The following is an 11,495-nucleotide window of genomic DNA, read 5'->3' on the forward strand; positions in this document are numbered from 1 at the left end:
TCACACCAGAGCCCCAATACGGAATCGAACCGTAGACCTTCTCCTTACCATGGAGACGCTCTACCGACTGAGCTATTGGGGCGAGCGATGAAGACATTACACGCTCTGCCGCCGTTCGCCCAAATCCGTTTCGCGGCGCCCTGGACGCCTTGATCCACGGGGTTCCCGCAGGCCTCAACTGCCTCTCCGGTACGGCGGACCACACCGGTACGACTATTGCGCTCCTCCCCGAGACGGGTGCGCGGCCACCCTAGGCTCGACTCACTCTGCGTGATCTTGCGTCCCCTTGCGCAGTCCGGGTTCGCGCAGTCCTGAGCTTGCGTAGTCCCGAGCCCCTGGAGCGCGATGCCCGACAGCCAGCCGCAGCCGCCCCACTCCTCGTCCTCGTCGGGTGCCTCGTCCTCGGGCCGGTCCGAGGGGGCCGGTCTCCTGTTGTGCGGGGCGCGCCTCACCGACGGCAGGACCGTGGACGTACGGCTGGGCGGCGGGCGCATCGAGGCGGTCGGTACGGCCGGCAGTCTGGCCGTGGGCGGCCGCACGCGCGCGTGCGGCGCGCGCGTGGACCTCAGCGGCTATCTGCTCCTGCCGGCCCCGGCCGAGCCGCACGCCCACGGCGACACCGCGCTGTCGGCCGACGCCGAGGGGCCGGTCTCCCCCGACCCCCACGACGTCCAGCGCCGGGCCACGGAGGCCGCCCTGCTCCAGCTCGGGCACGGGGCGACCGCGCTCAGGGCACACGTGCGCGTGGGGGACGTCCAGGGGCTGGGCGCGCTGGCCGCCGTACTGCAGGCGCGGCGGTCGCTGCACGGGCTCACCGAGCTGACGGCCGTGGCGATGCCGAGGGTGTTGACCGGGGTGGCCGGGGCAGAGGGGCTCGCCATGTTGCGGGACGCGCTGAAGATGGGTGCCTCGGTGGTGGGCGGCTGTCCGGATCTCGACCCCGATCCGACGGGTTACGCGGAGGCGGTCCTGGAGGTGGCCTCTGAGCACGGCTGCCCCGTCGATCTGCACACGGACGCCACCGATCCGGCCCGGCTCGCCCGGCTCGCCGCCATGGCCGGCGGGCTGCGGCCCGGCGTCACCCTCGGCCCCTGCGCGGGTCTCGACCGCCTCCCCGCCGAGGTGGTCTCCCGCACGGCCGACCAGCTCGGGGCGGCCGGAGTCGCCGTGGTGTGCCTGCCGCAGGGCGGCTGCGCGGGCGTCGACCGTCGGGGCACGGCTCCGGTACGGCTGCTGCGTGCGGCCGGGGTCCGGGTGGCCGCGGGCAGCGGCGCTCTGCGGGACGCCTGCAACCCGGTGGGCCGCGGCGACCCCCTTGAGGCCGCGTACCTTCTCGCCTCCCGGTACGGGCTGCGCCCGGAGGACGCCTACGACGCGGTGAGCACGTCGGCGCGGACGGTGCTCGGGTTGCCCGAAGTCCGCGTGGAGGCGGGCTTCCCGGCCGAGTTGCTCGCCGTACGCGGCGACCGCCTCGCCGGCGCGCTCTCCCTGGCGTACAGCCGGATCGTGGTGCACCGAGGGCGCGTGGTGGCACGGACGAGCGCGGTACGGGAGTACTGCAACTCGGCGGCGGGCGTGGAGTCGGGGCTGCCTCGGCAGGGGCGGGGGAGTGTGTCGTAGGGCGAGTGCCTGTGGTGTCGGTGGGGGCGTGGGGGGCGCATTGTGGCGCGCGTCGCTGCATGCAACCCGCTGTGGGACGCCGGGAACTGTGCGACCAGCCACGACGGACGCGCAGACGCTCCTCGACCTCATCCCGCACCCCGTGAGGCGTCGCCGGACCCACGCGGCGGATGCGCCTGGACGGGCGTACGGTCGAAGACATGCGCATTGTCATCGCTGGTGGTCATGGTCAGATCGCGCTGCGGCTGGAGCGACTGCTCGCCGCGCGCGGGGACGAGGTCGCGGGGATCATCCGTCGCGCGGAACAGGGCGACGACCTGCGGGACGTCGGTGCCGAACCGGTCCTGCTGGACCTGGAGTCGGCCTCGGTCGAGGAGGTCGCCGCCCATCTGCGGGGCGCGGACGCGGCGGTCTTCGCTGCGGGCGCGGGTCCGGGAAGCGGCGCGGCCCGCAAGGACACGGTGGACAAGGCCGCGGCGGTGCTGTTCGCGGACGCGGCGGTCCTGGCGGGCGTACGGCGCTTCGTGATCGTGTCGTCCATGGGCGCGGATCCACGGCACGAAGGTGACGAGATCTTCGACGTGTACCTGCGCGCCAAGGGCGAAGCCGACGCACATGTGAGCGGCTTGGACGCGCTGGACTGGACGGTTCTGCGTCCCGGCGCACTCACGGACGACGCGGGCAACGGCCTCGTACGCCTGGAGGCGCACACCGGCCGGGGCTCGATTCCACGCGACGACGTGGCCGCCGTACTGGCCGAGTTGCTGGACACGCCGGCGACGGCAGGGCTGACGCTGGAGCTGATCAGCGGTTCCACGCCGGTCTCGGTCGCAGTGAAGTCGGTGGCGGGCAACTGAGGAAGGCCGCCCCGGGGTGCCGGCCGCGCAAGAGGCCTGCTGCGGCGGCGGATGTGCGAGTCTTCGCGACGGACGAGCGGGGCGCCTCCGTACCGCACTGCCTGGCCCCGGACGTGGACTGACCGAGCATGCCGGCCGACGGCCGGCGACCGGCTGCGCGGGTGAGGCGGTACGGGCTTACTGGGCACGGCAGTTCGCGGCGGGGCATCCCCTCGTACGGCTGGAGGGGCTGGGGTCGGACTGGCTCGCTGGGGCGGTGGTGGTGACCGTACGGCTCGGGGTGCGGATGCGCTTGCGCGAGGGGTCGGGGTTATGGGTCTGAGTCGGGGGCGTGGGGCGGCTGAACGCTCGGCACGGGGGCCGGAGGAGGGCGACCGCGGGCGCGGGGTGCTCTGACGGGCGTAGGGCAGCCGAACGCTCAGAAAAGGGGCAGCTGGCCGGGGACGACGGGTAGCGCGTACCCATCCAACGACGGCTGCGCCGCTCCGAGTTCGGCCTGTCTGCGGGAGCCCGGGCAGGAGACCAGCTGACCTCTCGCGCGTGCTCCGGGCGGGTCGTGCCGGGCGAAGCGGCCGGCGACGACGGCGATCTCGCGACGGCATTCGGGGCAGAGCCTGCGACGACTGGACATACAGTCAGTGTGCCCCGGGCCGGCGGCGTTTGACGTCCCAGGTCGGCCGCTGGGCATGGCGGGGCGCGATCGCCACAGACCTACTGGAACAGTCGGATCGTCTCGCCGCCGGGAGAAGCGTGGCCTGGCGGCCTGCCCAATCACGAGGGTCCACCGAAGCAGCACCATCGGCTACGGCTGGGCAGCGAAACTGCACTCGGAGCTCCATGCCGGCCCAATCAGGCCGGCGGTGGAAGTCGGCATCGAATCAATCGATTCCACCAGTACGCCCCGAGGAAAGCCCACTCGACCGGTCATCCAAAGCGACGCCAAAAGCGTGAGGGAGGAAACCGGCACCCGTGCGCCGAGAACCATACTGCTACCGGCGGTGGCGCCGCGTGCCCTGTCGCGGTGGCAGAGTCAGCGTGATTTGCCGGACGAGTTGCTGGAAGCAGGCGAGGGAGGCGAGGGCCGGTAGACATGCTCCGGCGATACCGGTGACGGTTCTGTCCGCCTGAGCCACGCACAGCATTATCGCGACGGAGGAGAACAGCAGAACGATGAACCACGAGTGCACAGCTCGGCGCTGGTGCAGGGCAGTCCGGAGGATGGAGAGAGACGCCACCATCCAGGGGCCATATACGAGAAGAGGCCACGACGGGACCATGGCGCCTCCCGTCCCGGAGGTGATGTTCTGCAGGGGCTTGTAGGCCACCATGCCACCGAAGACGCTGACCATCGCTACGATGACGGCAACGAGCGCGACGATGAAGAAGCTGCCGGTCTGCAACCACTTGAACCGGGCTCTGCGGACGTGGAGCTTCCGGTGCCCGGCAGAGGAGCGTCGGGTAGGCGGCAGTTGAGCGGTGATCTGCGCCAGGTTCTCCATCGGGTCGCTGAAGGCGCCGCCGGACGCGGGCTCGCTGCGAGGTTGCGGGATCCTGGCCGTCGACTCCTCCGGAACAGCCTCCTGCAGGAGATAGGCAAGTTCCTCGACCGGGTCCCAGCCTCCGGCGGGTGTGGTCAGGGGAACTCCTGAGTGGACGCTGTCGGCACGTCCCCCGTCCCAGCCAGTACTCGACCCGTACGCGTACGCGTCGGAGTAGTACTCACGCTGCGCAAAGGCAGGATCGACATAATCATGATTCACGAAAATGCGACCCGTCAGGCTGTCCGCGGCGGCCGGAGTTCTTCTGACCGTTCCATCGTGAATTGAGTTCCTCCTGGACTTCCTCCAGTAGGGCGAGGAACTCGCGAAGGAGTGGCTCGGTGACCTGACGCTCGGACTGCACGTCGCCCCCGGCCACCGCGCCCTGTACCGTCAGCGCCGCGTACTCCGCACCAGGCTGGAAAGTGTACTTCCCCACTGTCAGATCGCGGACCACAGAAATATTATCCGTCCTCGTGGTGCGCCGAGGCAGGCCATGGGTCCTTGATGTCGTCATAGCTTGATAACGCGGCTCCCCTCCTTCAGGGCGTGCGGCAAAAGAGTGAGCTTACGCAGGCAGAAAACCTGAGAAAAGGGTTCTCAATCAATTACGCTACACATCTAACTCCGCACCCTATTGGTCGATTAATTCTTCTTCCAGACTCCACTTTAGGCGTAAATAGGATTCGCCGCCGGTGTAACTGGATGAGTAGTCCCGGCGATCCCTGGACCGGACACGACGGCGTCCATCGCCCTGGACAGGTGCGGCTGCGGTCGGCGCCGTGGGGGAACGAACCACCGCCACAGCCGCCTGCTGTGGCGGTACCCCGTCCGCGCGCCGACCGCGGCCGTGGCTGGTGGTGCGCCTGCCGGTTGCTGTACAGCGACGAAGTACAGCAACAACGACACCGGCCCCGGCACGACCACCACCGACGGAGCGTGTGCCCCAGCTGTGCCACATGTCGTTCGCCGACGACTCTCTCGCAGGCCCCACGAAGCAGGCATGCTGATCCAAGTACTCATGCTGTGACCAGAGACCATGCCGACGGGGCAAGGCCCTATGACAGCCGCGCTGCCAGGCAGCAAGGCCTGCACCCGCTGTGGAACACGGTCAGGCTGCGCCAACTTCGAATCGGTCTGCGGGCCTTGTGACCGCGCGCTGCGGGAGACGGCCCCGGCAGCGAGGCAGCCGGCACCGTGGCTGAAGGTCGACGCCCAGGCTCCTAGCGGCCACGGCCGTTGTCGTAGCGGTCGTAGTCGCCGTCGCCCGAGTGTCTGCAGCGTCGTCGGCTCCCGCGTGACCGGCGAGGGCGCCCACGGAGAACGCAACCACGGCGGTCGCCACGTGCGTGAGGACGCCTTTGCTCAGCCTCCCCCACCGCGGTCTGGAAGCACGGCTCTCCCGCCGCTCTTCCAGCAACAGCGGAGCTTCGGCGGCCCTGGTGGTGTGCCGGCCTTCATGACCTCCGCGTGCGCCGGCTGAACACCGTCCGCATCTCGCCCACGCGGGCACCCGCTCTACGTCCAGGCGGACATCAGCGCGCCCGACTTGGCCCTCGCGTGACCCGAAAACCCTGACCAGCCCCGGGATCCATGCGTCACAGTGTGAGACAAGTCACGCTGTTTCGATTCTGCTCGAAAGATCGGCCCCGAAACATGAAGAGACCCCCTCCGGACCGCGTTTCCGCAGTTGAGAGGGGGTCTTCCCCAGTGTGGCGGCGCCAGGATTCGAACCTGGGAAGGCTGAGCCGGCAGATTTACAGTCTGCTCCCTTTGGCCGCTCGGGCACACCGCCGGGGTTTGCTGCCCTTCGAACCGTCTTTTGGCGGTGCTCCGTGGCAACGACGTAAACAATACCCGATGCCGAGGGGTGCTTCGCCACCCGATTGATCTGCGCCCGGAGGGTATGTGGTGACTAGGCTTGGGCGGATGCGGCCCGGGTCCACGCCGGGCTCGGCGCCCGCCCCCACGTACGCCGATACGCATCCGTACGCACGCCGACACGCACCCGGATACAAGGAGCCACAGGACATGGCCGACTCCAGTTTCGACATCGTCTCGAAGGTCGAGCGGCAGGAGGTCGACAACGCCCTCAACCAGGCCGCCAAGGAGATCTCCCAGCGCTACGACTTCAAGGGCGTGGGTGCCTCGATCTCGTGGTCCGGCGACAAGATCCTGATGGAGGCGAACTCCGAGGACCGGGTCAATGCCGTCCTCGACGTCTTCCAGTCCAAGCTGATCAAGCGTGGGATCTCCCTGAAGGCGCTCGACGCGGGCGAGCCGCAGCTCTCCGGCAAGGAGTACAAGATCTTCGCGTCGATCGAGGAGGGCATCTCCCAGGACAACGCGAAGAAGGTCGCGAAGATCATCCGTGACGAGGGCCCGAAGGGCGTGAAGGCCCAGGTGCAGGGCGACGAGCTGCGGGTCAGCTCGAAGAGCCGTGACGACCTGCAGGCCATCATCGCCCTGCTGAAGGGCAAGGACTTCGACTTCGCGATCCAGTTCGTGAACTACCGGTGAGCCGCTGATCCGGTGATTCACGAGGAAGGGTGGGCACCTGGCCGGTGCCCACCCTTCTCGCCTGCTGGCTGCGGTTCGGGGTGTCAGTCGCGCGAGTTGCCGAATAGGAGACGGTAGGCGATCAGAAGCACGAGGGAGCCGCCGATAGCGGCGGCCCAGGTGGTTCCGTCGTAGAAGCTCTTGGTGACCGGGTGGTCCAGCCAACGGGCCGATATCCAGCCGCCGATGAACGCGCCCGCAATGCCGATGAGGGTCGTCCCGATGAAGCCGCCCGGGTCCCGGCCCGGCAGCAGGAACTTGGCGATGGCTCCGGCCAACAGCCCCAGGATGATCCAGCCGATGATGCTCATGCCCTGAACCTGCCCTTCCGCGCTGTGCCCGCACTGTCCGTGGTCTGTGATCTACGTCCCGGCCGGCTGTGCGTGTACTGAAGCGCTTGGGTTGGACGACGTGCTCGTGCAACTCGCATGAGGTGCTCTTCGTTCGGGTGTTCGTGTCCCGTTGATGAAGAGGACGTCCGTACTGCACCCTGCGGTTGCAGAGATCAGTAGGGTGCGGCGCATGACAGGTTCCGGTGCCGAACTGCGGCGCACGCTGGGCACAGGCGACGCCGTGGTCATCGGTCTCGGCTCGATGATCGGTGCCGGGATCTTCGCCGCCCTCGGCCCGGCGGCGCGCGCGGCCGGTTCCGGGCTGTTGCTCGGGCTCGCGGTCGCCGCCGTGGTTGCCTACTGCAACGCCACGTCCTCGGCACGTCTGTCCGCCCTGTACCCGGTCTCGGGCGGCACCTATGTGTACGGGCGGGAGCGGCTCGGGCCGTTCTGGGGTTATCTCGCGGGCTGGTCGTTCGTGGTCGGGAAGACGGCCTCCTGTGCGGCGATGGCGCTGACGGTGGGTGCGTACGTCTGGCCGGGGCAGGCCCATGCCGTGGCCGTCGCCTCCGTGGTGGCGCTGACCGCGCTGAACTACGGCGGGATCCAGAAGTCCGCCTGGCTGACCCGGGCGATCGTGGCGGTGGTCCTCGCTGTCCTCGCTTCCGTGGTGGTCGTGTGTCTTGGGTCCGGGGCCTCGGAGGCCGGGCGGCTGGACACCGGGGTCTCCGGCGGTGTGAGCGGGGTGCTGCAGGCGGCCGGTCTGCTGTTCTTCGCGTTCGCGGGGTACGCGCGCATCGCGACCCTCGGTGAGGAGGTACGGGATCCCGCGCGCACCATCCCCCGCGCGATCCCCCTGGCCCTGGGCATCACGCTGGTGGTGTACGCGGTGGTGGCGGTGGCTGTCCTTTCCGTGCTGGGTGCTGCTGCTCTGGGCCGCGCTGACGCGCCGCTGGCCGAGGCGGTGCGAGTGGCCGGAGTGCCGGGGCTCGTGCCGGTGGTGCGGGTGGGTGCTGCCGTGGCCGCGCTGGGTTCGCTGCTCGCCCTGATTCTCGGCGTCTCACGAACGACGTTGGCCATGGCCCGGGACCGGCATCTTCCGGGCGCGCTGTCGGCCGTCCACCCCCGTTTCCAGGTGCCGCACCGGGCCGAGCTGGCCGTGGGCGCGGTGGTCGCGGTCCTCGCCGCCACGGTCGACGTGCGGGGCGCGATCGGTTTCTCCTCCTTCGGTGTGCTCGCGTACTACGCGGTCGCCAATGCGTCGGCGTGGACACTCGGTTCGGCTCCGGCGGCCCGGGTGGTGCCTGTGGTGGGGCTGCTCGGGTGTGTGGTGCTGGCGTTCGCGTTGCCCGGGGTTTCGGTGGTCGTGGGAGCGGGTGTGCTGGCGGTCGGGGTGGTGGCGTATGGCGTACGGAAGTGGTGGGCGGGGCGGTAGGTCGGCGGCCGCGTCCCCCTCAAGGGAGCGTCAGGACGCGTGGGCCGGGGGTGCCGTACGTATCCGGAACTGTGCCCAGGGAGTCATCTCCAACTCCTCGTTCATCTCCTCGTACCAGCCAGTGCCGTCGACCCAGGCTTGCAGCCAGTCCGTGAGGGTGGGGGCGTCCACGAACCAGGAGTGGTCGCAGTCACCGGCGTTCGGCTCGAAGAGGAGAACGGGGGCTTCCGGGCTGTGGCAGTCCACGCACGCGTACATCGCGCAGCCCCAGTGGGATATCGGCAGGACGCCCTCGGGCCAGGGCCAGTCGGGGTCCTTACGGCTGCTCTTGCGGTTGGCCAGGTATTGCACGACGGCCGCGGGCTCGCCGGACGGAGGGCTGTCGAGCAGGGGCAACAGGCCGTACTCCGGGCCGAATCCGCCGTCCCCTATACGCAGGTAGAGGTCGGCGAGCAGCGCGGGCAGTTGGAAGCCCAGCGCTGCCTCGGCGCGGGAGAGGGTCTCCGCTTCCACCGGCTCGGGGAGGGAAGTCCAACCCCACGGCCGGGTGTTGCGGGCCTTGTCCGCCACCCGTGCCAGCAACTGCTCGCTCTCGGTCATGCATTCATGATGCAGGGTGGCACTGACACCCGGGCAGACCTGTGGACAACATCCGGGTTGTGGAAAACCCGGGGCAACCTCGGCTCAGGCGAGGTGGACATCGACGCGATCGCCCTCGGCGAGAAAGGCGAGGAGTTCCTCGAAGGCAGGCGGCCTGTGGAGGGTCTGCGAGGTGACACCAAGAGACCTGCGGGCGACTTCGGAATCGTGCCAGACCAAGCTGAGGGGCGGGGTGGCACCCCAGCGGCCCATCAGACAGTCGTCCAGGGCGTCCAGGCCCCAGCCGAAGTAACCGCCGGGGCCGTTCACCGCCTCGCCCAGGGCGCAGAAGAAGCCGGGCAGATCGGTGATGTGGCGGCCGTCGAGGTGGTATGTCGTGCCGGGCGGCCGGTCCTGGCCGCCGTGGACGTGGTTGTCGAGCGCCGTGCGAAGCCAGAACTGCCGTCCCTCGTTGTCGCATCGCGCCCAGCGGTTGGGCTCCGTCGGGCGTCCCTGGGTCCACAGTTCCCACACCTCGTCGGCCGCGAAGGGCGGGCGTTCCGACCACAGGTCCAGGGTGAGGTCCACCAGACCGGGACCGCGCGCTGACGGGATCCAGGCCCGCAGTTCACCCTCAGCTGCGGACTGCAGGGGCCTACCGGAGGTGTCGATGCGCAGGACCTTGGCATGACCGAGGTCCTCCTCCCCCGCGTCCAGCGCGGTCCGCAGGGCGCCCTGTGGAGAGCAGCCCAGCAGGCGCAGCGGGGGTTCCATGGTTTCGTCCGGGACCTCTCGTATGCAGGCCAGGTCGCGGCAGGTGCCGTGCGGTTCACCGTGGACACCCAGCAGGCGGTAGCCCGGGGAGAGCGGCGGTCGCCGCGGGTAGTCGCAGAGGTTGTGGTCCGGTTGCGTTCCCTCGATCGTGACGTCCCGCAGTGTCAGGTCGTGAGCGCAGGGGCGGTCGCCGAGGAGGCGCGCCTCTTCCAGATGCCATTCACCGACCGCCGCGCCGGTCTTGTCGAGAATCTGCAGGGTGAGGGTCCCGAGAGGCGCCGATCCCTCGGCACGCGCGTGTGTGAGGGCTTCGCTCAAGCGGCCCTGGGGAGTGCAGCCGAGAAGTTCGTAGACGTCTCGGAGGGGAGGAGGCGGGTCGGCGAAGAGATCCTCGGCGTCCTGGCACAACGCCCACGTCTCCTCGTAGCCCCCCTCGCCCTCGAACTCGGCCTCCCGGTCATACGACAGGAGGACGTACTTGGGCGCCCCCACTCCCCCGGCCCGTCCGTCAGCGGGTCGCGAACGGCTCGTCCGTGGGGACGATCTCGCGGCCCAGTGGGAACAGGGACACGGGGATCAGCTTGAAGTTGGCGATGCCGAACGGGATACCGATGATCGTGACGCAGAGGACGAGGCCCGTCGCGATGTGGCCCAGGGCCAGCCACCAGCCGGCGAGGACCAGCCACAGGACGTTGCCGACGCAGGAGGGTGAGCCCGCGTCGCGGCGCTCGACCGTGGTGTACCCGAAGGGCCACAGGGCGTAGACGCCGATGCGGAAGGCTGCAATGCCGAACGGGATGCCGATGATGGTGATGCAGAGCAGCGCGCCCGCGGCCAGGTAGGCGAGGAACAGCCAGAAGCCGCTCAGGACGAGCCAAATGACGTTCAGGATGGTTTTCATTGGGGGCGACCTGCCATCTTCTCGAGCCGGGCGATGCGCTCCGCCATCGGCGGGTGAGTCGAGAACATCTTGGACAGTCCCTGGCCAGGGCGGAAGGGGTTCGCGATCATCATGTGGCTCGCGGTCTCGATGCGCGGTTCGGGGGGCAACGGCAGTTGCTTGGTGCCCATTTCGAGCTTACGCAAGGCGCTGGCGAGCGCGAGGGGATCGCCGGTGAGCTGGGAGCCGGACGCGTCCGCCTCGTACTCCCTGGAGCGGCTGATGGCCATCTGGATGAGACCGGCCGCGAGCGGTCCGAGGATCATGATCATCAGCATGCCGAGGAGACCCGGGCCGTCATCGTCGTCGGAGCGGCCGATCGGGATCAGCCAGGCGAAGTTGACCAGGAACATGATCACGGAGGCGAGGGCGCCGGCGACCGACGAGATCAGGATGTCGCGGTTGTAGACATGGCTGAGTTCGTGGCCGATGACACCGCGCAGTTCGCGCTCGTCCAGGATGCGCAGGATGCCGTCGGTGCAGCACACGGCGGCGTTGCGCGGATTGCGGCCGGTCGCGAAGGCGTTGGGCGCCTCGGTCGGAGAGATGTACAGGCGCGGCATGGGCTGACGGGCCTGGGTGGAGAGTTCGCGGACCATGCGGTACAGGGCCGGTGCCTCGAACTCGCTCACCGGGCGGGCACGCATCGCGCGTAGAGCCAGCTTGTCGCTGTTCCAGTACGCGTACGCGTTGGTGCCCAGCGCGATCAGGACGGCCACAACCAGCCCCATACGGCCGAAGAAGCTGCCGATGACGATGATGAGTGCGGACAGTCCCCCGAGGAGGACTGCGGTCCTGAGCCCGTTGTGCCGGCGGTGCACGGTACGCCCTCCAAGTGGTGCAGCAGGGGAACCCTTTTGC

Annotated in this window: 12 protein-coding genes and 2 tRNA genes; 4 read left to right on the top strand and 10 right to left on the bottom strand. The window is 69.2% G+C overall.

The window, feature by feature from the left end; all coding sequences use genetic code 11:
- Positions 1-9: 9 nt before the first annotated feature.
- A tRNA-Thr gene (locus AQJ46_RS08450) sits at positions 10-82 on the bottom strand.
- A 263-nt stretch (positions 83-345) separates the two neighbouring features.
- Between AQJ46_RS08450 and AQJ46_RS08455 the strand changes: the two genes are divergently transcribed.
- Together AQJ46_RS08455 and AQJ46_RS08460 are read left to right on the top strand one after the other, a co-directional pair.
- Complete coding sequence (locus AQJ46_RS08455) at positions 346-1,620, top strand: amidohydrolase family protein (RefSeq protein ID WP_059204944.1); 1,275 nt, start codon at positions 346-348, stop codon at positions 1,618-1,620.
- A 200-nt stretch (positions 1,621-1,820) separates the two neighbouring features.
- The gene (locus AQJ46_RS08460) at positions 1,821-2,477 is read left to right on the top strand and encodes an NAD(P)H-binding protein (protein WP_059205147.1); all 657 of its coding nucleotides are present in this window, start codon (positions 1,821-1,823) and stop codon (positions 2,475-2,477) included.
- Between the two features lie 418 nt (positions 2,478-2,895).
- Here AQJ46_RS08460 and AQJ46_RS51940 read toward each other — a convergent pair whose 3' ends face one another.
- The 4 genes from AQJ46_RS51940 to AQJ46_RS08470 all read right to left on the bottom strand — a co-directional run bounded on the left by AQJ46_RS51940 (position 2,896) and on the right by AQJ46_RS08470 (position 5,810).
- Positions 2,896-3,108 carry a hypothetical protein gene (locus AQJ46_RS51940; protein WP_079072179.1) on the bottom strand — a complete coding sequence of 71 codons (213 nt, stop codon included), beginning with the start codon at positions 3,106-3,108 and terminating at the stop codon, positions 2,896-2,898.
- A 358-nt stretch (positions 3,109-3,466) separates the two neighbouring features.
- Positions 3,467-4,237, bottom strand: coding sequence for a DUF2637 domain-containing protein (locus tag AQJ46_RS56140; RefSeq protein ID WP_225887272.1), 771 nt, complete (start codon positions 4,235-4,237; stop codon positions 3,467-3,469).
- Positions 4,227-4,472 carry a hypothetical protein gene (locus AQJ46_RS55390; RefSeq protein ID WP_159064005.1) on the bottom strand — a complete coding sequence of 82 codons (246 nt, stop codon included), beginning with the start codon at positions 4,470-4,472 and terminating at the stop codon, positions 4,227-4,229. The genes AQJ46_RS56140 and AQJ46_RS55390 overlap by 11 nt, the downstream gene beginning before the upstream one ends.
- A gap of 1,256 nt (positions 4,473-5,728) precedes the next feature.
- Positions 5,729-5,810, bottom strand: a tRNA-Tyr gene (locus AQJ46_RS08470).
- A gap of 236 nt (positions 5,811-6,046) precedes the next feature.
- Between AQJ46_RS08470 and AQJ46_RS08475 the strand changes: the two genes are divergently transcribed.
- A complete protein-coding gene (locus AQJ46_RS08475) occupies positions 6,047-6,535 on the top strand; it encodes a YajQ family cyclic di-GMP-binding protein (protein ID WP_057607940.1) in 489 nt (162 codons plus the stop codon).
- Positions 6,536-6,618: 83 nt separating this feature from the next.
- Here the strand turns inward: AQJ46_RS08475 and AQJ46_RS08480 are convergent, their stop codons facing one another.
- Positions 6,619-6,885: a GlsB/YeaQ/YmgE family stress response membrane protein gene (locus AQJ46_RS08480; RefSeq protein ID WP_057607941.1), complete on the bottom strand. Its 267-nt coding sequence runs from the start codon at positions 6,883-6,885 to the stop codon at positions 6,619-6,621.
- A gap of 211 nt (positions 6,886-7,096) precedes the next feature.
- Here AQJ46_RS08480 and AQJ46_RS08485 point away from each other — a divergent pair, with 211 nt between their 5' ends.
- Positions 7,097-8,341: an APC family permease gene (locus AQJ46_RS08485; RefSeq protein WP_059204945.1), complete on the top strand. Its 1,245-nt coding sequence runs from the start codon at positions 7,097-7,099 to the stop codon at positions 8,339-8,341.
- A gap of 30 nt (positions 8,342-8,371) precedes the next feature.
- On the opposite strand, the gene AQJ46_RS08490 is transcribed toward AQJ46_RS08485, so the two are convergent.
- The 4 genes from AQJ46_RS08490 to htpX all read right to left on the bottom strand — a co-directional run bounded on the left by AQJ46_RS08490 (position 8,372) and on the right by htpX (position 11,455).
- On the bottom strand, positions 8,372-8,941 hold the full coding sequence (locus tag AQJ46_RS08490; RefSeq protein WP_059204946.1) for an SMI1/KNR4 family protein: 570 nt from the start codon (positions 8,939-8,941) through the stop codon (positions 8,372-8,374).
- Positions 8,942-9,025: 84 nt separating this feature from the next.
- Positions 9,026-10,186: a barstar family protein gene (locus AQJ46_RS08495; RefSeq protein WP_059204947.1), complete on the bottom strand. Its 1,161-nt coding sequence runs from the start codon at positions 10,184-10,186 to the stop codon at positions 9,026-9,028.
- A gap of 16 nt (positions 10,187-10,202) precedes the next feature.
- Positions 10,203-10,595: a YccF domain-containing protein gene (locus AQJ46_RS08500; protein ID WP_059204948.1), complete on the bottom strand. Its 393-nt coding sequence runs from the start codon at positions 10,593-10,595 to the stop codon at positions 10,203-10,205.
- On the bottom strand, positions 10,592-11,455 hold the full coding sequence (gene htpX / locus AQJ46_RS08505; RefSeq protein WP_059204949.1) for a zinc metalloprotease HtpX: 864 nt from the start codon (positions 11,453-11,455) through the stop codon (positions 10,592-10,594). Before htpX ends, AQJ46_RS08500 begins: the two co-directional genes overlap by 4 nt.
- Positions 11,456-11,495: the final 40 nt, after the last annotated feature.

It is taken from the genome of Streptomyces canus (assembly GCF_001514145.1).
Lineage (GTDB): Bacteria > Actinomycetota > Actinomycetes > Streptomycetales > Streptomycetaceae > Streptomyces > Streptomyces canus.